A 22,477-nucleotide genomic window follows, 5' to 3' on the forward strand; every position below is an offset into this window, starting at 1 on the left:
GGATCAGGCAAATAAGAAGTTAGCAATTAGTTCTTTGCCACCTTCTGTGGCGAACGATTCGGGGTGAAACTGAATGCCGTGAATGGGGTAATCACGGTGCTTTACGCCCATCAATTCAAACTCACCCACTGTATGCCAGTGGCTGCGTTGCTCAAACTTGTCAGCACCTAGCGCGCCCACGGTTGCGGTCACTTCCAGGCAGTCGGGCAGGGTGAGCGCGTCCGCAATCAATGAGTGATAGCGCATCACCTCTAGCTGGTCGGGTACGCCATTAAATACCGAGCGATTGTTGTGGTTGATCGGACTGATCTTGCCATGCATCGGCAGTGGTGCTTTTACCACCTTACCGCCAAAGACGTGCACAATGCCCTGCATGCCGAGGCACACGCCCAGCAGTGGCGTGGTTTTGCCTAGTTTCTCGATGACTTCGGCACATACGCCGAAATAGCGCGGATCATCCGGCGAGCCCGGGCCAGGAGAGATAATAATGCGATCAGGCGCCATGGCTTCTATCGCTTTTAAGTCGATTTGATTGTTGCGCTTAACAATAATCTCGAAATGAGGCAGCTCGCCGCGATTCTTCTCCGTGGTTAAAATCTCACCAATAAACTGATACAGGTTATAGGTGAATGAGTCGTAGTTATCGATAATTAGCACCTTCATGCTTGGCTCTCCATGTCCATATCCGCGCTCATAAAAGGGGCAAGGGCTTTTCGGGTGCCAGCAAATTTGCGGCGAATTTCTTCGTATTCATCCTCGGCGTTGCTATCAAACACGTTGCCGCCACAGGTTTGCACGTAAGCGCTTTCACCGTTTACAAAGACCGTACGAATGGGAATCGCGAAGGTGCAGTCGCCGTTAAATGAGAACTGACCAACCGCGCCGCCGTAGGGGCCGCGCCCGTCAGTTTCTAAGTCATCGATAATTTTCATTGCTTCGATTTTTGGCGCGCCCGTCAGTGTTCCCGCAGGAAAGTTGCTGGCAAGCGAGGTAAACATATCTTCGCCTTCGGCAATGATGCCGACAATTTCGCTGGAGATATGCTGGACGTGGCTAAAGCGTTTGATGTCCATCAGGCTACGCACTTTCACTGTGCCAAACTGCGCCACCCGGCCAATATCATTGCGGTGAAGATCCACAATCATATTGTGCTCAGCAATCTCTTTGGGGTCGTTAAGTAGCGCGCGGGCTAACTGGGTATCTTCTTGTGGCGTCTTGCCGCGCGTGGTGGTGCCTGCCAGCGGGAAGGTCTCCATCTCACCCTGGCGTAGCCGGAACAGAAGCTCGGGGCTGGCGCCAATCAGTTTCTGTTCGCCGAATTTCACGTAGTACATCTGTGGCGACGGGTTAATAGTGCGCAGCTGATCGTAGAGCGCCAAGGTGTCGCCTTTAATACTAAAGCGCTTTTTAAAGCCGACTTCGCACTGGAAAACTTTACCGTCGATGATGTCCTGCTTCACCTTGGCCACCGCCTCGGCGTGCTCTTCGCGGCTCATGGTGTCGCCCAGCGCGGTAATGTGCAACGCGCCTGGGGGTAAGTCATCAGCATCGATCAAGGTCTGCAGAAACTCGTACCGGCTGTTGTCGTAATAAAAATAGGTCACTTCCCCAGTCATTTTATCGAGGATCAAACCGTCTTTATAAAGACCAAACCGAAACGTGTCGAAATCGTCGCTAGCTTTCAACGTTAGCGAAGGCTCAAAGTACTGCATGGCGTCATAACCAAGATAACCGCTTAGCCCACCCGCATACTTACGAGAAATAATATTCTGCGGAATCAAGCTGCGCAGCAGCTCATAAGGGTTATCGCTTGGATAGTGGTTTGCATTGCCGTCACGATCTTCAATAGTTAACGTGCTGCCGTTAGCGTAGAGCGTGTATTCCGGGTCAAAGCCAATAATAGAGTGGCGTGCCATGTGGCTATCTTCGCCTAGTGATTCCAGCATGTAGCAGGTATCAAAGTGACGCTCAATTTTTTGAAACAAAGCAAAAAAGTCACAGTCCGCCGCCAGGGTAACGTAGTGAGGCTTGCGCGGCAGCGTAAAAGGCTGCGGGCCTGATGAAGCAGGCGTAATCGTCGTCATGATTAATCGGTCCGTGAAGTGGGTGACGGTATGGATGAAGGGAACGTTGAAGCAGGTAACGTGGTTAAGGCGCGTGAACCTCGTGAAACCGTGGCAATACCAACGCCCAGGGTTTCGGCAATTTTGCGGTGGGGGACACCTTCACCCAGGAGCCTAAAAATTTGCAGGCGCTTGCTGATTTCTTGGTACTCAGCGGGCGTTAACAAGCTGGCTAGTGCTTCGTTCATTGCCTCTGGAGAGTCAATGGCAAGTAAATAGCGTACTAAATCAGCCTGATGGTCATCATCAAATGACATAGAGTGGTGCCATTAAAATAAGTGAATAAGATACTGTACTAGCGTACTAGTACAGTATCTTATTGCTCAGCGAAGTCAAGCCGTTCGCGTCAATTTGAGGAAACCCAATGACTGGCTACTTTATTCAAGCGTTTATCTACCTTATCGCAGCGGTGATAGCCGTTCCCCTTGCCAAGCGGTTTGGGCTTGGTTCGGTGCTTGGCTACTTGGTGGCAGGGGTGATGATTGGACCTGTGTTGGGGCTGGTAGGGCAGGAGACCACAACAATTCAGCATTTTGCTGAGTTCGGTGTGGTGATGATGCTGTTTTTAGTCGGTATGGAGCTCGACCCAAAAGGGTTGTGGGCTATGCGGGTGAGCTTGATAGGGATGGGTGGTTTACAGGTGGTGATAACAGCCGCTGCAGGTACCGCTATTGCCTGGTGGCTGGGGCTTGCTTGGCAAACATCTCTAGCCATAGGCTTAATTTTCGCGCTTTCCTCAACGGCGATTGTGCTGCAAACCCTAAACGAAAAAGGACTCACGAAAACAGAAGGGGGACGCAGTGCGTTTTCGGTGCTGCTATTTCAGGACATTGCGGTGATTCTGATGTTGGCCTTGATTCCGCTATTGGCGCTGCCCGAGCTGATGGGAGAAGGAGGCAATTATGCTGAACACGGCAGCCTTAGTCTTGTCGAGGGCATGTCTGCATGGCTCCACGGGCTAGTGGTGGTTGGGGCTATCGGGATCGTGATTATTGGTGGGCATTACCTTGGGCCTATACTGTTTCGCTATGTGGTTTCCTCAGGCTTGAGAGAGGTGTTTACGGCTGCCGCTTTAATGCTGGTTATTGGCATTGCTGCGCTGATGGGGATTGTCAATTTGTCTCCAGCGCTTGGTGCGTTTCTAGCCGGTATCGTACTCGCTAACAGCGAATTCAAGCATGAAATTGAAGCCAATATTGAGCCGTTTAAAGGGCTCCTGCTAGGCCTGTTTTTTATTACGGTAGGAGCAGGGATAAACTTTCAGGTATTTGCCGAGCAGTGGCCAACGGTAGTGGCGCTCGTAATCGCCGTTATTCTTGTAAAAGGCATCGTCTTGTTTGGTTTAGCATTACTGTTTCGTGTTCGAAGCAGTAATGGCTGGTTGTTCACGTTAAGCCTTGCCCAGGCAGGGGAATTTGGATTTGTGCTGCTAACTTACAGCGTGCAGAGCAACGTTATTCCTGTTGATGTATCGCAAGTGTTATCCCTGGTGGTTGCTTTTTCAATGTTTGTGACACCGCTGTTATTTATTGTTTATGACCGCTATGTAGTACCGCATTATCAAAATACAAATAATGAGTTGCGCGATGCCGATAAGATCGAAGAACAAGCGCCGGTGATCATCGCCGGTGTTGGCCGCTTCGGGCAGGTTGTTTGTCGTCTGCTAAGAGCAAACAATATTCCCATCGTGGCCTTGGATCTCGAGATTAAGCAAATTGAACTCCTTCGCCATATTCGCATTAAGAGCTACTTTGGTGACGCCAGCCGTTCAGACCTTTTAGAAACTGCGGGTATTGAGCATGCGCGAGTGATGGTGGTGGCGATTGACGATCGCGAGCGCGCTGTTGATATGGTGAAACACGTCAAACAGTACTATCCCAACGTTTGGGTATTGGCACGGGCATTTGACCGCGGTCATGGGTATCAGCTTCGTGAAGTGGGTGCCGACGATGTGACCAGAGAGGTTTACCACTCTGCGCTCGAGCTGGGCGGGCATACGTTAACGGCTATGGGTGTGCACCCTATGCGTGCCAAGCAGATGATCGACTCGTTTGAGCAACAAGAAAAAGCCCATGAGGATGAGCTGTTTGAGGCCTGGAAAGAAATTGAAGAGGGCATTAGCTTTAGCCCGCGATACGGCGAATTGTTTATGAAACTGGAAGAAGCGCTGAGCACGTCAATGCACCTTGGAAGGCACGAGCCAAAAGACTAAAATTCCGCGACACCACCCGAAGAAAACCGCTAAAATGGCAGGTGCAGGGAAGCGCTCAACATATTGAGGTGGCTGAGGGTGGGGGCGTCAATACGCTCGTACTCAAGACGGCTTACTAAGCGATTATTCGTCATGGTGGCACCGAAACCTTGTAGAAAGGCAGTGCCGCCGTCGCTATCAAGTGGCTGGTCAGCTTCGCCGCGCCACTCGGTGAAGCCTGACTTGGCATACACGCTAAAGGCACCCAGCCGAACACCAGCAACAACGGCACCGCCGAGGCTGAGGGTATCCATAATCACTGGGTTAACGCTGGAAGAGATGGGGACTTCTTCACTTTCGCGGTAGGCAATTTCAGCGCCAATGTCTAGCCTAGGCAATTGCCATGGGCTATATCCTGCCGTAAGACGAAATCCGCTGGTGTATGTGTCCAGGCTACTTAAATCGCTGCCTTCCAATACCACGCCGTTGCCTAGTTTGAGCAGTTCACTGTCTGGGCTCGCGTAGGCCATGACGGGAATGCCATCGCTCGCATAACAGCCCATCAGGGGCAGTGTTGAGCCAACAATGCTGTATAGCAGGGTGCTTGCCAAGCGTTTCATTGGCGTTCCTCGTATCCTTATGCTATTGCGTTATCTGACTAGACTAGCAACGGGCGCTGATCTCTACCACGTTAATTGCGTTATTTGATAAGTTTTCTAGCAAATTTTTGCCCATATCTAAAAAACGTTCGCCAAATACCCATTGGGGGGAGAGCACGGCGACGGTGTTAGTTTGCTCTTTTTTCCGTTGTCGCTGACGCCACTCAAGCGCAGTGTTGCTCCAATCTTCACTGTGCTGAATCTGAAAGCTGTTTGCTTCCAATAAGCCTGTCAGTTCGCTCATCGTGAGCAAGTGTGAGTGCTCTGGCGATGCTGCCCAAGGAACCGGATAGCGTAGATCAGCAAGGTTTTCTCCGCTGACCACTTCATGCATGACAAGCTGGCCGCCTGGGCGAAGTACGCGGCGGCTTTCGGCAATAACGCGAGCCGGGTCGGGCATATTCATCAAGCTGTGCTGAAACAGCACTGCATCAAAGGTGTTCTCTGGAAAGGGTAAAGAGCAGGCATCTCCGGTGACCCAGCGAAGTGGTGAGTTGGCCGGTGAGGCCGATAAGTCAGTCAGCGCCTGGTTAAGGGCGTTAAAGCGGTGGGTGATATCTAAGCCGGTAAGTTGAAAACCTAGCGTTGCCCCTTGGCGCATTAACCCGCCTAATCCTGAGCCGATATCAAGCACATTCTTGTGTTGCGAAAGATCTAGCAGGCTAAGCAGCTTTTTCGAGGCGGCAATGCCCCCGATATGTAGCTGGTCTAGCGGGGCAAGTTGGTGAAGTGTAGGGCCATCGGGGTAGTGGGTACGAATTTGGCTAAGAATGTCGCCATCGCGTAACCCTTGGTGGTAGTGCTCGGCTAGCCGCTGGTGAGTGGACATATCGGTGTCTCAAGGTCATACAAAAAACAACGCCGACCTATGGTCGGCGTTGATTAAAGGGTTATTTTTGATCCTCAAGCCCAAGCTCTTGGATGGAGATTTCGCGCATTTTAAATTTCTGAATTTTACCGGTTACCGTCATCGGGAACTCATCAACAAATTTAAAGTAGCGGGGAATCTTAAAGTGAGTGATTTTGCCTTTGCAGTACTCGCGCAGGTCTTCTCCAGTGACGTCTCCTGCGCTGCTGTTGAGCTTCACCCAAGCAATTAACTCTTCGCCATACTTCTTATCCGGAACACCGGTGACCTGTACTTCTGAAATCGCAGGGTGGGCGTATAAGAACTCTTCGATCTCTTTAGGGTACACATTCTCACCGCCGCGAATCACCATGTCTTTAATGCGGCCAACGATCTGGATATAGCCTTCCTCGTCCATGGTGGCAAGGTCGCCCGTATGCATCCAACCAGCTTCGTCAATGGCTTCAGCTGTGGCTTTGTCATTGTTCCAGTACTTGAGCATCACACTGTAGCCACGGGTGCATAGCTCGCCAATTTCACCACGGGGCAGAATGCCGCCGTTGCCAGGATCGACGATCTTGCTTTCCAGGTGGGGTTGGGTGCGGCCAACGGTGGAAACGCGCTTTTCAATGGTGTCGTTAGCGCCGGTTTGGGTGGAAACCGGGCTGGTTTCTGTCATGCCGTAGGCGATCTGTACGCCTTTCATGTTCATCTTTTCGATGACCTGCTTCATGATTTCTGCAGGACAAATAGAACCCGCCATAATGCCGGTGCGCAGCGTGGAAAAATCAGTAGTGGCAAAGTCGGGGTGCTCTAGTTCGGCGATGAACATAGTGGGTACGCCGTACAGCGCGGTGGCTTTTTGCTCGTGTACCGCTTTTAGCACTTTACCGGGATCAAACCCTTCATCTGGATAAATCATGGCTGCGCCGTGGGTCATGCAGCCCAGGTTGCCCATCACCATGCCAAAGCAGTGGTAGAGCGGCACGGGTATGACCAAGCGGTCTTCGCTGGTAAAGCCCATGCTTTCGGCAACAAAGAAGCCATTGTTGAGAATGTTGTGGTGAGAGAGCGTCGCGCCTTTCGGAAAGCCCGTTGTGCCCGAGGTGTACTGAATATTGATCGGATCATCAAACTGCAGCGTTGCCTGCAGGTCATCGACATCCGTCTGGCTGACCTTATTGGCTTCCTGAATGAAGTCTTCCCAACGCCACATGCCACGATGCTTGTCACTGCTCAGGTTAATGATGCACTCAAGATCAGGCAGCTTTTGTGCTTTTAGCTGACCCTCCGCGCTGTTGTTTAGCTCAGGCGCGAGTTCAAACAGCATGGCGGTGTAATCAGAGCTTTTGAATTGATTCGCAGTGACTAAAAAGCGCGCGCCGGATTGATTGAGCGCGTAGTCCAACTCATGGGTGCGGTAGGAAGGGTTAATATTTACCAGAATCGCGCCAATCTTGGCGGTGGCAAATTGGGTCAGGGTCCATTCATAGCAGTTAGGTGCCCAGATGGCGACTCGGTCGCCTTTTTTAACACCAATGGCTAACAGTGCGCGGGCACAGCGGTTAACTTCTTCCTGAAGCTGGCGATAACTCCAGTGAATGTTCTGATGAAGGGCGATCAGCGCGTCGTTGTCGGGATACTGTGCGGCGATTTGGTCAAATTTATCGCCAATGGTCATGCCCAGCAGCGGTTTATCTGCGGTGCTGCTGGTGTAGCTAGGTAGGGTGTGTGCAGGTGATGCCATGAGTATCTCTCCGAAGTCTTTTTTTTGTCTAAACGGGAAAGCAGGTGGCGTCTAATTATTATTGTGTGCCAGTGCCTTTGGCCAACGCGACTTTAGAACTGGGCTTGCGGCCAAGCTGTTGAGTGATCCAGACGCCGGTATCAATGACTGCCTGGAGGTCGATGCCGGTGTTAATGCCCAGCCCCTCAAGAAGATAAAGCACGTCTTCCGTGGCCACATTGCCGGAGGCACCTTTGGCATAAGGGCAGCCACCAAGCCCCGCTGTCGCTGCGTCAATCACGCCCACGCCTTCTTCCATAACGGCATACAAGTTAGCTAGCGCCATGCCATAGGTATCGTGGAAATGGGCGGCTAAATGCTCAATGGGCACCTGCTGGCGGGCAGTTTCAATCATCCGCTTGGCGGCTAGCGGCGTGCCGACACCGATGGTATCGCCCAGGGAAATTTCATAGCAGCCCATCTCATAAAGTGCTTTCGCTACCTCGGCGACTTTTTGGGGTGAAATATCCCCTTCATAGGGGCAGCCCAGCACGCAGGACACATAACCACGCACCCTTACGCCTGCTTCATTGGCTCGCACAAGCACTGGCTCAAAGCGGGCCAGCGACTCAGCAATAGAGCAGTTGATGTTTTTCTGAGAGAACGCTTCAGAGGCGGCGCCAAATACCGCCACTTCCTCAACGCCAGCTGCCAGCGCGCCTTCTAGCCCCTTCAGGTTCGGGGTTAACGCCGAGTAAACCACCCCAGGTTTGCGAGCAATGCCATGCATAACTTCGCTGGCATCGCCCATTTGCGGTACCCATTTAGGCGAGACAAAGCTGGCGGCCTCAATATGGGTAAGGCCAGCGTTAGCCAGCCGCTCGATCAGTTCTATTTTAGTGGCGGTGGGCACCAGAGTGCCCGGTTCGTTTTGAAGACCATCGCGGGGGGCCATTTCAAACAGTTTAATAGCGGTAGGTAGTGCCATCGGTTAGCTCCTATTCGCTGGGGGCAAAGTCGAGTAGCACGTCACCCTGGCTCACGGTATCGCCGGACTGGAAGTGGAACGTCTCCACGCTACCATCGGCAGGCGCCGTCATGGTGTGCTCCATCTTCATCGCTTCCATGACCATTAGCGGCATGCCTTTCTCGACTGCCGCGCCAGGTTCAACCAGTAACGCTACCACGGTGCCGTTCATGGGAGCGGTCAGCGTTGATTCGGCTTCATGGTGGCCGTGATCGATGGCATCAATGCGCCGCCAGAAGAGGCGTGTTTCGCCACTGGGTTCAGCCATCACCACAACATGGCCATCGCGTCGTGCCTGTAGGCGACGGCGGTGGCCGTTTAGCGTGACGGCGACAGCATCGCCTGTCAGTGATTGTAGGCTAGCGGTCAACGTTTGATCACCGATGGTCAGATTCCAAAGCGATTCGCCGCTTTCGCGCTTACCTTCAACAATCACCACCGCTTCGTCGCTGTCGGCTGCCTGGGCACTTGCCGGGTCACACAGCGCAATACGAATCGTATGTGGGGCATTCAGGCGGAAGCCGTCGTGGCGATCCCATGGGGAGTCGCTTTCGCACTCTTGAGCCAGTTGGTTCAGGCCGATCAGCGCGGCGCTGGCATAGGCGTCGGTCGAGTAGCTGCGCGGAGCAAACAGTGTGGCTTCATTGCGTTCGATAAAACGCGTGTCGAGCTCGACGTTTTTAAAGCCAGGGTGATTTGCCAAGCGTTGCAGGAAAGCGCGGTTAGTCACGACGCCCTGTACATCCAGCGCCGCCAAAGCGCGGTTGAGAGTGGCTAGCGCCGCATCACGGTCAGCGCCGTGAACAATCAGTTTGGCCAGCATAGGGTCGTAGTGCATGGAAACAACATCGCCGCTTTCTACGCCGCTGTCTAAACGTACCCGATCGCTATCTAAGTCGGCACCTTCTAAATCCAGTGCGAAGCGAGTTAATAAACCAGTAGCCGGCAGGAAGTCTTGCTCTGGGTCTTCGGCATAAAGGCGTGCTTCAAAACTATGGCCGGTGATGGTTAGCTCGTCTTGCGTGCAGGGTAGCGGTTCGCCCATGGCAACGCGCAGCTGCCATTCGACTAAATCCTGGCCGGTAATCATTTCAGTGACGGGGTGCTCAACCTGTAGGCGTGTGTTCATCTCCATAAAGTAGAACGAGCCGTCGGCGTCGAGCAGGAACTCCACGGTACCTGCACCCACATAGCCAATTTCTTTTGCGGCGCGAACGGCAGCATCACCCATCGCGCAGCGCAGTTCTGGCGTCATGCCGGGAGCGGGGGCTTCTTCAATGACTTTTTGATGGCGGCGTTGAACGCTGCAGTCCCGCTCGAATAGGTACACGCCGTTGCCATAGCGGTCGCAGAATACCTGTACTTCTACGTGGCGGGGCTGCACCAGATATTTCTCAATCAGCATGCGGTCGTCGCCGAATGCGGCTTTGGATTCACGTCGGCAGCCATCAAGCGCTGCTTTAAATCCTTCGCCGCTTTCAACCACACGCATGCCTTTACCGCCACCACCGGCGCTGGCTTTCAACATCACTGGATAACCGATTTTGTCGGCTTCGCTGCGTAACAGGGCGTCATCTTGGTCATCGCCATGATACCCAGGCACCAGCGGCACGCCCGCATTGGCCATACGGGCTTTTGCGGCAGATTTGTCACCCATTGCGGCAATCGCCGACGCGGGAGGACCCACAAAGATGATGCCCGCCTGCTCAAGAGCTTTAACGAACCCACCGTTTTCTGAAAGAAAGCCGTAGCCAGGGTGAATAGCGCCGGTGCCAGTGCGTTTGGCCGCGTCAATGACCGCGTCAACATTAAGGTAACTTTCGCGGGCGGCAGCGGGGCCTAAGCGAACGGCTTCATCGGCTTCGCGGACATGGCGAGCCGTGGCATCGGCGTCTGAATAAACGGCAACGGTTTTTAGCCCCATGCGGCGGGCGGTGCGCATCACGCGGCAGGCAATTTCACCGCGGTTGGCCACTAGCAATGTGTCGAATTTAGTGTGATCAAGCGTCATGAGCGTGGCTCCGCAGCATTGTTGTGTTCTTGAAAGCCAGACGGTTGCGTCCAGGCTGGGCGGCGCTTGTCAAAAAAGCTAGCTAAGCCCTCTTGGCCTTCTTGGCTCACCCGCAGTTTGGCGATCACCTGGCAGGTGTGCTCTCGAGTGGTATCGCCGTCGGGTGCTTGGGCCACGTTTGCCAGCAGCGCTTTAGTCGCCCGCTGGGCTTGGGGAGAGCCGCCCAGAAGGGTGTCGAGCATAGCGTCTATGGCGCTATCCAACGCATCGTGTTCAACGACTTGGTGGGCTAAGCCGAGTGCCAGCGCTGTCGGTGCATCCATCACTTCAGCGGTGAGTGCGTAGCGACGCATTTGGCGCTCGCCGAGTGCGCGCTGCACATAGGGGCTAATCACCGCAGGCGATAAGCCAATTTTCACTTCCGACAGGCAGAATTTAGCTTTATCTGAAGCGACTACGACGTCACAACAGGCAGCAAGACCTACTGCGCCGCCAAAGGCCGCCCCCTGAACGCGGCAAACGGTAGGGCAGGGAAGAGTGTCTAACCCATGCATCAGTGCTGAGAGCTTGCGAGAGTCGGCTAGGTTATCTTCCAAGTCGTAATCGATCATGCGCTTCATCCAGTTAAGGTCAGCGCCTGCAGAGAAGCTTTTACCTTCGGAGCCAAGCACCACTACCCGAACATCCCCCGCATTGGCCAGCGTATGCAATTCGTTTAGATGGGCGTTCAGTTCAGCGATCAGGCTGTCGTCAAAGGCGTTATGCACCTCTGGGCGGTTTAAGGTCAGGCGCGCCACGCCCTTTTCGATCAGTAGCGTTGAGTAAGCCATAGTGTTCGCCCTTACATCCGGAACACGCCGAAGCGCGTCTCTTCTACTTCAGCATTCATGGCAGCGGCTAGAGAAAGCCCCAGTACATCGCGGGTCTGAAGTGGATCAATCACGCCATCGTCCCATAAGCGGGCGCTGGCATAGTAAGGATGGCCCTGGTGCTCATACTGGTCACGGGTAGGTTGTTTGAAAGCCTCTTCTTCCTCTTTGGTCCACTCTCGGCCATCGCGCTCGTACTGTTCACGTTTGACCTGAGAAAGCACCCCCGCCGCCTGCTCGCCACCCATGACCGAAATACGTGCATTGGGCCACATAAACAGCAGGTTAGGGTCATAGGCGCGGCCACACATACCGTAGTTGCCCGCGCCGAAGCTGCCGCCAATCAGAACGGTAAATTTTGGTACTTTGGCACATGCCACGGCGGTCACTAGCTTCGCGCCGTGCTTAGCGATGCCTTCATGCTCGTACTTGGAGCCGACCATGAAACCGGTGATATTTTGCAGGAATACCAGTGGAATCTTGCGCTGAGCGCATAGCTCGATAAAGTGCGCACCTTTTACCGCGCTCTCTGAAAACAGCACGCCGTTGTTAGCTACGATGCCAACTGGGTAGCCGTGGATATGCGCAAATCCGGTGACTAGCGTGTCGCCGTAGTAGCGTTTGAACTCATCAAAGTCAGAGCTATCGACAATCCGCCCGATGACTTCGCGAACGTCGTATGGCTTTTTGAGGTCAGTGCCGACAATGCCGTAAAGTTCGCTAGGGTCGAGTTTGGGGGGCTTGGGCGCTTGCATGGCTAATTTGCCACGCTTTTGCCAATTTAAACGGGACACACAGGCGCGAGCCAACTGCAGGGCATGGGCATCATTTTCAGCGTAGTGATCGGCCACGCCGCTTACTTTTGCGTGAACATCTGCACCGCCAAGGTCTTCTGCGCTGATGCTTTCACCTGTCGCTGCTTTCACCAGCGGCGGGCCGCCCAAGAAAATCGTGCCTTGTTCTTTAACGATGATTGATTCATCTGCCATGGCAGGTACATACGCGCCGCCAGCCGTACAGGAACCCATGACAACTGCTATTTGCGGAATGCCCTCTGCCGACATGGTGGCCTGGTTATAGAAGATACGACCGAAGTGATCGCGATCGGGGAACACTTCATCCTGACGGGGCAGGAAAGCACCGCCGGAGTCCACCAAATAGATACACGGCAAGCGGTGCTTGCGGGCGATTTCTTGGGCACGCAGGTGCTTTTTCACCGTTAGCGGAAAGTAAGTGCCACCTTTTACCGTAGCGTCGTTGGCCACAATCACGCACTCAACGCCAGATACTCGGCCAATGCCTGTGACAACACCTGCCGCAGGTACGTCGCTATCGTAAACGTGATGGGCTGCCAGTGCGGAAAACTCTAAAAATGGCGAGCCTTCGTCAATTAAGTGATCGATACGGTCACGCACAAATAGCTTGCCGCGGCTCTCGTGGCGTTCACGCGCCTTGGGGCCGCCACCCTGGGCGACGGCAGCGGTTAGTTCTCGTAGCTTGGAAACTTCCCCTAGCATGGATGCGGCGTTGGTTTGAAAGACATCGCTGCGGGGGTTGATCTGTGTAGAGAGAGTGCTCATGGCGCGGCCCTTACTTTGTTTCGGTGAACAGTTCGCGGCCAATCAGCATCCGGCGAATTTCGCTGGTGCCCGCGCCAATTTCATACAGTTTGGCATCGCGTAGAAGGCGACCAGTGGGGTACTCGTTGATATAGCCGTTGCCCCCCAGTAGTTGAATGGCATCTAGCGCGACTTGGGTGGCTTTCTCTGCGCAGTAAAGAATCACGCCAGCGGCGTCCTTGCGAGAGGTTTGGCCGCGGTCGCAGGCACCTGCAACGGCGTATAAGTAGGCGCGACAGGCGTTCAGCGTGGTGTACATATCCGCCACCTTGCCTTGCACCAACTGGAACTCGCCGATTGACTGGTTGAACTGCTTACGCTCATGAATGTAGGGCAGTACGACATCCATCGCGGCCTGCATAATACCGATAGGGCCAGCAGCCAGTACGGTGCGCTCGTAATCCAAACCGCTCATTAATACGCGAACCCCTTTACCGACGTCACCCAGTACGTTTTCAGCAGGTACTTTGCAGTCTTGGAAAACCAGCTCGCAGGTGTTGGAGCCGCGCATGCCAAGCTTGTCGAGTTTTTGCGCAGTCGAGAAGCCAGGCATGCCTTTTTCGATGATGAAGGCGGTAATGCCTTTGGAGCCTGCTTCCGGATCAGTTTTGGCGTACACCACCAGCACGTCGGCATCGGGACCATTGGTGATCCACATTTTATTGCCGTTAAGAATATAGTGATCGCCATCTAGCTTGGCACGCAGTTGCATTGACACGACATCAGAGCCTGCGCCTGGCTCTGACATTGCTAGTGCGCCAACGTGGTCGCCGCTTATCAGCTTGGGCAGGTACTTCTCTTTTTGTTCGGCGGTAGCGTTAATCTTTAACTGGTTGACGCACAGATTTGAGTGCGCGCCATAGGAAAGTGCAACGGAAGCGCTCGCCCGAGAGATCTCTTCCATGGCGATACAGTGGGCAAGATAGCCCATGCCGCTACCGCCATCTTCTTCAGAAACGGTGATTCCTAACAGACCCATGTCACCAAATTTTTTCCATAGATCGTTAGGAAATTCGTTGTTGCGGTCGATTTCAGCGGCGCGGGGAGCAATTTCGCTAGCGGCAAAGGCGTTGACCTGCTCGCGCAGCATGTTCAGTTCGTCGTCGAGGCCGAAATTGAGTTCTGAATAGTGTGAAAACATGGTCAATCACCTTGTCATTATTAAGTGGAGTAATAAGGTTTCTATTTAGTGCAGTGTTTCGATAGCAGAAGAGGCGGTGGACTGCTTTGGGTTACCGCTCTCTTCTTCGTCCTGTTTTTCGTTTAATTCCTCCAGCGCTTGGCGACAACGAATTTCAGCGCTTTCAAGCTCCAACTGCACCATGGTGATGTCTTTCATTTGCTGCTCAAGAGCGGCTTTACGTTCGCTTATTTTGCTCAGCATCAGATGCAGCTGCTTTTCGCTACCGCTGCGGGTTTCATCCCATAGCTCAAACAGTTCACGAATCTCAGCGAGAGAAAACCCTAGCCGTTTACCACGCAGCGTTAACTTCAGGCGCACGCGATCCTTGCTGCTGTAAATGCGCGTTTGGCCGCGTCGGGAGGGATGAAGTAGCTCCTGGTCTTCATAAAATCGAATGCTGCGGGTGGTGATATCGAACTCGTTTGCCAATTCACTGATGGTGTAGGTTTTGCTCATGATCGTTGTTCTCGTCGATAGGGGGATGTCCCTATGGAACACTGACCATGAGGCTAAAACAAGTTTACGTTAACGTAAAGCTGAAGTTTCGATTTTTTAATTTTCTGATATATTTTGTAAATGCATGATAATAAAGATTTTTAAAGACTTTGCTGGGCTACCGTTGAAGATCCGTAGACCAAAGTTGTAATTGTAATACCCTGCAAGTGATTGCTAGTTTGCACCTACACCTTACGTTCAGGTAAGGGTGAGTTGCCGGCTAACGAGTGCCATTCAAACGTTGATGAAGCTGGCAGTGAGCCAGTATCAAAATGCTCGGACACAGCAACACCCGAACACAAGAACAAAAAAGAGGCTTAACATTTCATGCGTGCAGACGATGTTCTCAGTGGGCCAGTACTCGAAACCCGAGGGCTGACCAAAGAGTTTCGCGGCTTTACCGCCGTTGACAACGTTAATCTCCAAGTTCAAGAAGGGCACATCCATGCTCTGATTGGTCCTAACGGGGCTGGAAAGACCACCGTTTTTAACCTACTCACTAAATTCCTACCGCCTACCCGTGGTGAGATCCTCTATCGAGGCCAATCCATCACCAGTAAAAAATCCAATGAGATTGCACAGCTAGGCCTGGTGCGTTCGTTCCAGATTTCAGCAGTGTTTGCCCACATGACGGCGTTGGAAAATGTCCGCGTCGCGTTGCAGCGGCAGCTGGGCACCTCCTTCCACTTTTGGAAATCAGAGAAGTCGCTTGATCACCTTAATGAGCGAGCGATGGAGCTGTTGGATGAGGTGGGCCTGAGGGAGTACGCCGATACCTTAACAGTGGAAATGCCTTACGGTCGCAAACGCGCGCTAGAGGTTGCCACGACGCTAGCGCTAGACCCCACCATGATGCTGCTCGATGAGCCGACCCAGGGCATGGGGGCTGAAGATGTGGATCGTATCGTGGCACTGATCAAGCGTGTATCAAAAGGGCGCACGGTATTGATGGTGGAGCACAACCTTAGCGTGGTGAGCCGCCTTTGTGACCGTATTACGGTACTGGCGCGTGGGGCGGTGTTGGCGGAAGGCGATTATGAAGAAGTTTCCCGTAACCCATTGGTGCGAGAAGCCTATATGGGCAGCGAAGCTGCTGAAGAGGAGGCAGCCGTATGAACACTGCTGAGGCCTATGAAACCAATGAGTTTGCAGACTCCCAAACGTCTGAAATGCTGAGGGTGAAAGACCTGCACGCGTTTTACGGTGAGTCGCACATTCTGCACGGCGTGAATTTCGATGTTAAGCGTGGCGAGTTGGTCACTCTGCTGGGTCGCAATGGCGCTGGGCGTAGCACTACGCTGAAATCGATTATGAATATGGTGGGGCGGCGTACCGGTTCTATCGTCATCAACGGCAATGAAACCTTGCGTATGAAGCCGCACCATATCCCGCGTCTTGGTATTGGTTACTGCCCCGAAGAGCGCGGTATTTTTGCCAGTCTGGATGTGCACGAGAACTTGCTACTGCCCCCGACGGTTCGCTCTGGCGGCATGAGTTTGGATGAAATCTACAGCATGTTCCCGAACCTTTATGAGCGGCGTAAAAGCCAGGGTACGCGGCTTTCCGGTGGCGAGCAGCAGATGCTGGCCATGGCGCGGATTCTGCGAACTGGTGCAAGGCTGTTGCTGCTGGATGAAATTACCGAAGGCTTGGCACCCGTTATCGTGCAAAAGCTCGGTGAAGTACTCATGCAGCTTAAAGAGCGGGGCATGACCATTGTGTTAGTCGAGCAGAATTTCCGTTTCGCAGCGCCATTAGCAGACCGCCATTTTGTGATGGATCACGGCCAGATCGTTGAGGAAATTAGCGCGGCCCAGCTTCCTTCACGACGAGAACATCTCAATACCATGCTGGGGGTATAAAGCAGACCCAAAATAATAAAGCTGGACGAGTAACACGCGCAGTACCAAAACATTAAACGCTTAATACGCACTTCATTAGTACGTCGTAACACAACAACAAAGGCCCCACGGGCCAGGAGACGAACATGACCTTTATCAAAAAAACACTGACCGCCAGCATCGCCGTTGCTGCCGCCACTACGATGGCTATGTCCACTGCCCACGCTGAGATAAGCGATGGTGAAGTCAGGATTGGTTATTTGGCAGATATGTCAGGTACTTATCGTGACTTGGCTGGCCCGGGTGGTCAAAGAGCTCTGGAAATGGCCGTGGCAGATTTTGGCGGTAGCGTGAATGGTGCACCTATCGTTGTCTTCAGCGCCGATGACCGCAACAGTGCCGACGTAGGTGCCAACACAGTGCGTGAGTGGATTGACCAACGTAACGTGGACATGGTGGCAGGCTTGGTGGCATCTTCCGTCACGATTGCTGTTACCAGGGTGCTGGAAGAGAACAATGGGCTAGGCATTGTGTCTGGTTCGGCAGCATCCAGCATCACGAACGAACACTGCACGCCAAACCACATTCACTGGGTATATGACACCTATCCTCTAGCGAATGGTACGGCGCAGGCGGTTGTTGAGCAGGGTGGCGATAGCTGGTTCCTGCTAACAGCGGACTATGCCTTTGGTCACGCGCTGGAAGGTGATGTGCGTCGCGTAGTTGAAGAGAGTGGTGGTGAGGTAGTGGGTGGGGTTCGTCATCCGTTCCCGACCAGCGATTTCTCTTCCTACATTCTGCAGGCGCAAGGATCGGGTGCCAAAATTGTCGGCTTGGCTAATGCTGGCGCTGACACTGTTAACGCGATCACCACGGCCAGCCAGTTTGGGCTTGTGCAAAGCGGCCAGCAGTTAGCGGGTTTGCTGATTTTCCTCAACGACGTACACGCGCTAGGTTTGGATGCCACCCAAGGCCTGTTGCTAACGACTGGCTGGTACTGGGACATGGATGAGGAAGCTCGCGAGTGGTCCGAGCGTTACTACGAAGAAATGGGCCGTATGCCAACCATGGTACAAGCGGGTATTTATTCCAGCACCATGCATTATCTGAAGGCCGTAGAAGCCGCGGGTACCGACGATCCTGAAGTGGTTCGCGCTCAAATGGCCGAAATGCCGGTGGAAGACTTCTTTGCTCGCAATGGCTCCATTCGTGAAGATGGACGCATGGTGCACGATATGTACCTTGCCCAGGTGAAATCGCCGGAAGAGTCTACCGGTGAGTGGGACCTTTACGAAATCCTCAGCACGATTCCTGCCGATCAAGCTTACCGTCCTCTCTCTGAAAGCCAGTGCAAACTGGTTCAGAACTAAGACGTTATTGAAAGCGCTTCTAAAAATACGCAACACGCAGGGGTGGCAGCAGGCGCTGCCACCCGCTTGGCGGCGAGGAGAGTCATACCATGACGATGATATTCGGCGTGCCATTGGCCGTTTTCATGGGCCAGCTAACGCTTGGGCTTGTGAATGGAGCCTTTTACGCACTGCTTAGTTTGGGCCTGGCGGTCATCTTCGGCCTACTGAAGATCGTCAACTTTGCCCACGGGGCACAATATATGCTGGGAGCTTTTGCCGCGCTGTTGGGCTTCCGCTACCTAGGTATTAATTATTGGTTGGCGCTAATTTTAGTGCCACTGGTGGTCGGTGGTTTTGGCATGTTGATGGAGCGCTTCTTGCTGCGTCGTATTGCTCATTTAGACCATCTCTATGGGTTACTGCTGACCTTCGGGCTGGCGCTGATTTTTGAAGGCACGCTGGTTAACTTTTTCGGTGTTTCTGGTGCGCGTTATGCCACTCCGGAAGTACTTCAAGGCGGGCTTAATTTAGGCTTTATGTTCCTGCCTACCTACCGCGCTTGGGTGTTGGTTGCGGCGTTAGCAATGTGCTTGTTCACGTGGTTCATGATTGAACGCACCCGCTTAGGCGCATACCTGCGGGCGGGTACTGAAAACTCTGAGCTGATGCAGGCATTTGGGGTCAATGTGCCGCTGTTAATCACCCTGACGTACGGTTTTGGTGTGGCGTTAGCGGCGTTCGCAGGTGTGTTAGCGGCACCGCTCTATCCTGTTTCGCCCACCATGGGCTCTAGTTTGTTGATTGTGGTGTTTGCTGTGGTGGTGATCGGTGGTATGGGGTCGATTATGGGGGCGATTCTCACTGGTCTGGGCATGGGTGTTATTGAAGGCTTAACCAAAGTGTATTACCCCGAGGCATCCAATACGGTGATCTTCCTGGTGATGATCTTGGTGCTCATGTTACGCCCCGCTGGGCTATTCGGTAAGGAGGCTTAACCATGGCAGATTCTCAAGCAATCAAAGCGCCATCCGCAGTCCAAGAGCGCCAAAAAAGAGCCGATATGCGCCGTAATTTATTCTATATAGCGCTTATCGCCATCGGGCTGGTTGCACCCTTTGTGGCCTATCCTGTCTTTTTAATGAAGATTCTCTGTTTTGCGCTATTTGCCTGCGCCTTTAACTTGCTACTGGGATACGCAGGGCTGCTCTCGTTTGGTCATGCAGCGTTTCTAGCGACAGGTGGCTACGTCACCGGTTACCTGCTGGCCAGTTACCCAGGATTAACGCCTGAGCTTGGTATTATCGGGGGAACCCTGCTGGCGACGGTGCTTGGGGGGCTGTTCGGTGTGCTCGCCATACGCCGCCAAGGCATTTATTTTGCCATGGTCACCCTAGCGTTGGCGCAGCTGGTGTACTTCATGTTTGTGCAAGCGCCGTTTACCGGTGGTGAAGATGGCCTGCACGGCGTGCCGCGTGGCGAATTGTTTGGGTTTATCAGCCTGCGCAGCAACTTAGCCATGTACTACTTTGTGTTTGCGGTCTTTTTATTCGGCTTTGCGCTTATCCAGCGTACCGTGCACTCACCCTTTGGGCAGGTGCTAAAAGCTATCCGTGAAAACGAACCGCGCGCTATTTCCCTGGGTTACAACGTAGATGCCTACAAACTGCTGGCCTTTGTGCTGTCAGCAGCGCTTGCGGGCTTAGCAGGCTCTACCAAAACCGTGGTGTTCCAGCTGGCTTCACTAACCGATGCCCATTGGCACATGTCGGGTGAAGTGATTCTGATGACGTTGCTGGGTGGTGTGGGCACGCTATTGGGTCCATTAATGGGGGCTGGGATTGTGGTTAGCTTGCAGCACGTGCTGGCGCAGTCGCCGTTAGGTAACTGGGTAAATGTAATACTGGGGATTATCTTTGTGGTTTGCGTACTTAGTTTCCGCAGCGGCATCGTGGGCGAACTCACTAAAATGTATCGCAAAAATTTCAAATAACTGTTTCTGTCCGATGATTGGGTGCCCCGGGGCACCCTTTTTTCTGCCTGAACAACGGCTCTACGCCAAAGGTAGTGGGATAAGCGGTTGCGCAGGCTAGGGTAAAAATATAAGTTAACGTAAACGTCAACATTGTGAACGACGACAATTGCCAATAACGACAAAAGCCAGCGTCTGACTATCCAGCGCCTAGTAAGGCACTGCCAGGTCACGCACGCTGCGGAGATTCGCCATGAATTTTGAGTTAAGTGAAGACCAGGTCGCTTTTTCCGATATGGCCCGGGCATTCGCCCAGAACGAGTTAGAGCCCCACGCCGCACAGTGGGATGCTGAATCGTTCTTTCCTGTTGATGTCATCCGCAAAGCGGGGGAGTTAGGTTTTTGTTCGCTGTACGCGCCGGAGCGCGTTGGCGGGCTTGGTCTTTCCCGTCTGGATGCCAGCATCATTTTTGAACAGCTTTCCATGGGTTGCACCTCAACCACCGCTTATCTCACCATTCATAACATGGTGACGTGGATGCTGGCCGACTTCGGCACGCCAGAAGCAGTGGAACAGTGGGGCGAAAAGCTCGCCACCGGCGAGCTGCTGGGGTCTTACTGCTTAACTGAACCCAATTCAGGCTCCGATGCGGCCTCGCTTAAAACCACGGCCAAGCGTGATGGCGATGACTACGTATTAAACGGCAGCAAGATGTTTATCTCTGGCGCAGGTAGCACTGACTTCCTGGTGGTCATGGCGCGTACCGGCGGTGAAGGCCCTGGCGGCATTTCTGCGTTCGCGGTCGATGCCAAGGCAAGCGGCATCAGCTATGGCCGTAAAGAGGAAAAAATGGGCTGGAACAGCCAGCCAACCCGCATGATCACCTTTGAAGATGTGCGTGTGCCCGCCAATCATCTGTTAGGCAACGAAGGCGATGGCTTCAAAATTGCCATGAAAGGGCTGGACGGCGGGCGTATCAATATCGCCACCTGCTCAATCGGCACCGCCCAGCAGGCGATCAACAAAGCCCGCGAATATATGCTGGAGCGTAAGCAGTTTGGTAAGCGCCTGGCAGACTTCCAAGCGCTTCAGTTCCGTTTGGCGGACATGGTGACTGAACTTGTCGCGGCCCGCCAGTTAGTGCGCATGGCAGCAACAAAGCTGGATGCGGGTCACCCCGATGCCACCACCTACTGCGCTATGGCTAAGCGCTTTGCGACTGATGTCGGTTTTAAAGTATGTGATGAGGCGCTTCAGCTATACGGTGGTAATGGCTACATTAAGGAGTACCCGATGGAGCGCTATGTGCGAGACACCCGCGTGCATCGCATTCTGGAAGGCACCAACGAAGTCATGCGGCTGATTATTTCCCGCCGCGTGCTATCTGATGGTGCTTCTGAGCTGTAGCCAACCACAAGGACAATGGAATGAGTAGCGTACTGTTTGCTGAACACGCCACCCAAGATGGTCATGTTATTGGCGAGATCACGCTTAACGCCGAGCGTTCGCTGAATGCCCTGACGTTAGAGATGATTGAAGAGATTTTGCCACGCTTGCAGGCGTGGCAAACCGATGAGCGAGTCGTCGCTGTTTTGCTAGACAGCGCCGGTGAAAAAGCGTTTTGCGCCGGTGGCGATGTCGTCAACCTCTATAAGGCGATTACAGGCGAGGGCGAGCCAGATTTTCCTGAGCGCTTCTTTGAACACGAGTATCGCCTGGACTATCTGCTGCACACCTATCCGAAGCCTGTGATTTGCTGGGGCAGCGGTATTGTAATGGGCGGTGGTATGGGGCTGCTTAGCGGTAGCAGCCACCGGATCGTAACGGAAACCTCCCGGCTAGCAATGCCAGAAGTGACCATTGGCCTATACCCGGATGTAGGTGCAAGCTGGTTCTTAAACCGTCTGCCGAATGGCACTGGCCGCTTCTTAGCGATGACCGGCAGCCAAATTAATGCGCCGGATGCCGTCCATCTCGGCCTTGCTGATCGCGCGATTGCCAGTTATCACCGCGCTGAGTTGGCTCAAAAATTGATGGACGCCACCTGGGGTGAGGGCAAGCAAACCGACGCCCATGGTGTGGTTAACAGTGTGCTGCGCGAATTTGAACAAGCCTCTCAAGAGGTATTTGCCGAGCTGGAATCGCCGGTTCACAAATCCGCCGCATTGATTCGTGAGCTAATGGATCACGACACGGTTGAGCAAGCCGTGGATGCCGTGCTGGCAGTGAGCAGCGACGACAAATGGTTCAGTAAAGCGCAGAAAACGCTTTCCCACGGTAGCCCCGTATCAGTGAAACTGATTGATGAGCAGCTAAAGCGCGCCAAGCACATGTCGTTGGCTGAGGTGTTTCAGTTTGAGCTGGCGCTTTCAGTGCAGTGTTGCCGTCATCAGGAATTCCCCGAAGGCGTGCGTGCGCTGTTGGTCGATAAAGATGGCCAGCCTGCGTGGAAATATCCAGATGTCGCGTCAGTCGAGCAAGCATTTATCGATGAGTTGCTGGCTTCACCGTGGGAAAAGAGCCCCCTAGCAGATCTTCGCTAATCCATTTTTCAGTCAATATTT

General features: G+C 53.4%; 20 protein-coding genes. 8 read left to right on the forward strand and 12 right to left on the reverse strand.

Annotated elements, in window-relative coordinates:
* Positions 1-3: 3 nt before the first annotated feature.
* The 3 genes from HZS79_RS01730 to HZS79_RS01740 are packed head-to-tail and all read right to left on the reverse strand — an operon-like array spanning position 4 to position 2,380.
* Positions 4-663, reverse strand: coding sequence for an anthranilate synthase component II (locus HZS79_RS01730; protein WP_179926898.1), 660 nt, complete (start codon positions 661-663; stop codon positions 4-6).
* Positions 660-2,084, reverse strand: coding sequence for an anthranilate synthase component I family protein (locus HZS79_RS01735; RefSeq protein ID WP_162217653.1), 1,425 nt, complete (start codon positions 2,082-2,084; stop codon positions 660-662). Before HZS79_RS01735 ends, HZS79_RS01730 begins: the two co-directional genes overlap by 4 nt.
* 2 nt (positions 2,085-2,086) lie before the next feature.
* The gene (locus HZS79_RS01740; protein ID WP_162217654.1) at positions 2,087-2,380 is read right to left on the reverse strand and encodes a Trp family transcriptional regulator; all 294 of its coding nucleotides are present in this window, start codon (positions 2,378-2,380) and stop codon (positions 2,087-2,089) included.
* Between the two features lie 107 nt (positions 2,381-2,487).
* On the opposite strand from HZS79_RS01740, the gene HZS79_RS01745 reads away from it, so the two are divergent.
* Complete coding sequence (locus tag HZS79_RS01745; protein WP_179926899.1) at positions 2,488-4,335, forward strand: monovalent cation:proton antiporter-2 (CPA2) family protein; 1,848 nt, start codon at positions 2,488-2,490, stop codon at positions 4,333-4,335.
* Positions 4,336-4,364: 29 nt separating this feature from the next.
* Here the strand turns inward: HZS79_RS01745 and HZS79_RS01750 are convergent, their stop codons facing one another.
* The 9 genes from HZS79_RS01750 to HZS79_RS01790 all read right to left on the reverse strand — a co-directional run bounded on the left by HZS79_RS01750 (position 4,365) and on the right by HZS79_RS01790 (position 14,711).
* The gene (locus HZS79_RS01750; protein WP_162219969.1) at positions 4,365-4,934 is read right to left on the reverse strand and encodes a hypothetical protein; all 570 of its coding nucleotides are present in this window, start codon (positions 4,932-4,934) and stop codon (positions 4,365-4,367) included.
* Positions 4,935-4,977: 43 nt separating this feature from the next.
* A complete protein-coding gene (locus HZS79_RS01755; RefSeq protein ID WP_162219968.1) occupies positions 4,978-5,802 on the reverse strand; it encodes a class I SAM-dependent methyltransferase in 825 nt (274 codons plus the stop codon).
* A gap of 61 nt (positions 5,803-5,863) precedes the next feature.
* Complete coding sequence (locus HZS79_RS01760) at positions 5,864-7,567, reverse strand: AMP-binding protein (protein WP_162219967.1); 1,704 nt, start codon at positions 7,565-7,567, stop codon at positions 5,864-5,866.
* Positions 7,568-7,625: 58 nt separating this feature from the next.
* The gene (locus HZS79_RS01765) at positions 7,626-8,534 is read right to left on the reverse strand and encodes a hydroxymethylglutaryl-CoA lyase (protein WP_179926900.1); all 909 of its coding nucleotides are present in this window, start codon (positions 8,532-8,534) and stop codon (positions 7,626-7,628) included.
* A gap of 10 nt (positions 8,535-8,544) precedes the next feature.
* Positions 8,545-10,584 carry an acetyl/propionyl/methylcrotonyl-CoA carboxylase subunit alpha gene (locus tag HZS79_RS01770; protein WP_179926901.1) on the reverse strand — a complete coding sequence of 680 codons (2,040 nt, stop codon included), beginning with the start codon at positions 10,582-10,584 and terminating at the stop codon, positions 8,545-8,547.
* Positions 10,581-11,414: an enoyl-CoA hydratase/isomerase family protein gene (locus HZS79_RS01775; RefSeq protein ID WP_179926902.1), complete on the reverse strand. Its 834-nt coding sequence runs from the start codon at positions 11,412-11,414 to the stop codon at positions 10,581-10,583. Before HZS79_RS01775 ends, HZS79_RS01770 begins: the two co-directional genes overlap by 4 nt.
* An 11-nt stretch (positions 11,415-11,425) precedes the next feature.
* A complete protein-coding gene (locus HZS79_RS01780) occupies positions 11,426-13,033 on the reverse strand; it encodes a carboxyl transferase domain-containing protein (RefSeq protein WP_162219963.1) in 1,608 nt (535 codons plus the stop codon).
* Positions 13,034-13,043: 10 nt separating this feature from the next.
* Entirely contained in the window at positions 13,044-14,213 is a 1,170-nt protein-coding gene (locus tag HZS79_RS01785; RefSeq protein ID WP_162219962.1) for an isovaleryl-CoA dehydrogenase, read from the reverse strand.
* A 45-nt stretch (positions 14,214-14,258) separates the two neighbouring features.
* Positions 14,259-14,711: a MerR family transcriptional regulator gene (locus tag HZS79_RS01790; RefSeq protein WP_162219961.1), complete on the reverse strand. Its 453-nt coding sequence runs from the start codon at positions 14,709-14,711 to the stop codon at positions 14,259-14,261.
* Between the two features lie 366 nt (positions 14,712-15,077).
* Here HZS79_RS01790 and HZS79_RS01795 point away from each other — a divergent pair, with 366 nt between their 5' ends.
* From HZS79_RS01795 to HZS79_RS01825, 7 genes are all read left to right on the forward strand, one after another.
* Complete coding sequence (locus tag HZS79_RS01795) at positions 15,078-15,866, forward strand: ABC transporter ATP-binding protein (protein WP_162219960.1); 789 nt, start codon at positions 15,078-15,080, stop codon at positions 15,864-15,866.
* A complete protein-coding gene (locus HZS79_RS01800) occupies positions 15,863-16,612 on the forward strand; it encodes an ABC transporter ATP-binding protein (protein WP_162219959.1) in 750 nt (249 codons plus the stop codon). The genes HZS79_RS01795 and HZS79_RS01800 overlap by 4 nt, the downstream gene beginning before the upstream one ends.
* Before the next feature lie 125 nt (positions 16,613-16,737).
* The gene (locus HZS79_RS01805) at positions 16,738-17,961 is read left to right on the forward strand and encodes an ABC transporter substrate-binding protein (RefSeq protein WP_162219958.1); all 1,224 of its coding nucleotides are present in this window, start codon (positions 16,738-16,740) and stop codon (positions 17,959-17,961) included.
* A gap of 89 nt (positions 17,962-18,050) precedes the next feature.
* Entirely contained in the window at positions 18,051-18,938 is an 888-nt protein-coding gene (locus HZS79_RS01810; protein ID WP_162219957.1) for a branched-chain amino acid ABC transporter permease, read from the forward strand.
* 2 nt (positions 18,939-18,940) lie between these two features.
* Complete coding sequence (locus HZS79_RS01815; protein ID WP_162219956.1) at positions 18,941-19,933, forward strand: branched-chain amino acid ABC transporter permease; 993 nt, start codon at positions 18,941-18,943, stop codon at positions 19,931-19,933.
* 232 nt (positions 19,934-20,165) lie between these two features.
* Entirely contained in the window at positions 20,166-21,320 is a 1,155-nt protein-coding gene (locus HZS79_RS01820; protein WP_179926903.1) for an acyl-CoA dehydrogenase family protein, read from the forward strand.
* Between the two features lie 20 nt (positions 21,321-21,340).
* The gene (locus HZS79_RS01825; protein ID WP_179926904.1) at positions 21,341-22,456 is read left to right on the forward strand and encodes an enoyl-CoA hydratase/isomerase family protein; all 1,116 of its coding nucleotides are present in this window, start codon (positions 21,341-21,343) and stop codon (positions 22,454-22,456) included.
* The last annotated feature ends 21 nt before the right edge of the window (positions 22,457-22,477 follow it).

Source organism: Vreelandella zhaodongensis (assembly GCF_013415115.1).
Lineage (GTDB): Bacteria > Pseudomonadota > Gammaproteobacteria > Pseudomonadales > Halomonadaceae > Vreelandella > Vreelandella zhaodongensis.

What these genes read in the sequence shown, in the direction of transcription:
- HZS79_RS01815 (WP_162219956.1), top strand. Translation starts at nt 18,941, where the DNA reads ATGGCAGATTCTCAAGCAATCAAAGCGCCATCCGCAGTCCAAGAGCGC.
- HZS79_RS01770 (WP_179926901.1), bottom strand. Translation starts at nt 10,584, where the DNA reads ATGACGCTTGATCACACTAAATTCGACACATTGCTAGTGGCCAACCGC.
- HZS79_RS01745 (WP_179926899.1), top strand. Translation starts at nt 2,488, where the DNA reads ATGACTGGCTACTTTATTCAAGCGTTTATCTACCTTATCGCAGCGGTG.
- HZS79_RS01785 (WP_162219962.1), bottom strand. Translation starts at nt 14,213, where the DNA reads ATGTTTTCACACTATTCAGAACTCAATTTCGGCCTCGACGACGAACTG.
- HZS79_RS01755 (WP_162219968.1), bottom strand. Translation starts at nt 5,802, where the DNA reads ATGTCCACTCACCAGCGGCTAGCCGAGCACTACCACCAAGGGTTACGC.
- HZS79_RS01820 (WP_179926903.1), top strand. Translation starts at nt 20,166, where the DNA reads ATGAATTTTGAGTTAAGTGAAGACCAGGTCGCTTTTTCCGATATGGCC.
- HZS79_RS01750 (WP_162219969.1), bottom strand. Translation starts at nt 4,934, where the DNA reads ATGAAACGCTTGGCAAGCACCCTGCTATACAGCATTGTTGGCTCAACA.
- HZS79_RS01730 (WP_179926898.1), bottom strand. Translation starts at nt 663, where the DNA reads ATGAAGGTGCTAATTATCGATAACTACGACTCATTCACCTATAACCTG.
- HZS79_RS01800 (WP_162219959.1), top strand. Translation starts at nt 15,863, where the DNA reads ATGAACACTGCTGAGGCCTATGAAACCAATGAGTTTGCAGACTCCCAA.
- HZS79_RS01775 (WP_179926902.1), bottom strand. Translation starts at nt 11,414, where the DNA reads ATGGCTTACTCAACGCTACTGATCGAAAAGGGCGTGGCGCGCCTGACC.
- HZS79_RS01765 (WP_179926900.1), bottom strand. Translation starts at nt 8,534, where the DNA reads ATGGCACTACCTACCGCTATTAAACTGTTTGAAATGGCCCCCCGCGAT.
- HZS79_RS01760 (WP_162219967.1), bottom strand. Translation starts at nt 7,567, where the DNA reads ATGGCATCACCTGCACACACCCTACCTAGCTACACCAGCAGCACCGCA.
- HZS79_RS01795 (WP_162219960.1), top strand. Translation starts at nt 15,078, where the DNA reads ATGCGTGCAGACGATGTTCTCAGTGGGCCAGTACTCGAAACCCGAGGG.
- HZS79_RS01780 (WP_162219963.1), bottom strand. Translation starts at nt 13,033, where the DNA reads ATGAGCACTCTCTCTACACAGATCAACCCCCGCAGCGATGTCTTTCAA.
- HZS79_RS01805 (WP_162219958.1), top strand. Translation starts at nt 16,738, where the DNA reads ATGACCTTTATCAAAAAAACACTGACCGCCAGCATCGCCGTTGCTGCC.
- HZS79_RS01790 (WP_162219961.1), bottom strand. Translation starts at nt 14,711, where the DNA reads ATGAGCAAAACCTACACCATCAGTGAATTGGCAAACGAGTTCGATATC.
- HZS79_RS01810 (WP_162219957.1), top strand. Translation starts at nt 18,051, where the DNA reads ATGACGATGATATTCGGCGTGCCATTGGCCGTTTTCATGGGCCAGCTA.
- HZS79_RS01740 (WP_162217654.1), bottom strand. Translation starts at nt 2,380, where the DNA reads ATGTCATTTGATGATGACCATCAGGCTGATTTAGTACGCTATTTACTT.
- HZS79_RS01825 (WP_179926904.1), top strand. Translation starts at nt 21,341, where the DNA reads ATGAGTAGCGTACTGTTTGCTGAACACGCCACCCAAGATGGTCATGTT.
- HZS79_RS01735 (WP_162217653.1), bottom strand. Translation starts at nt 2,084, where the DNA reads ATGACGACGATTACGCCTGCTTCATCAGGCCCGCAGCCTTTTACGCTG.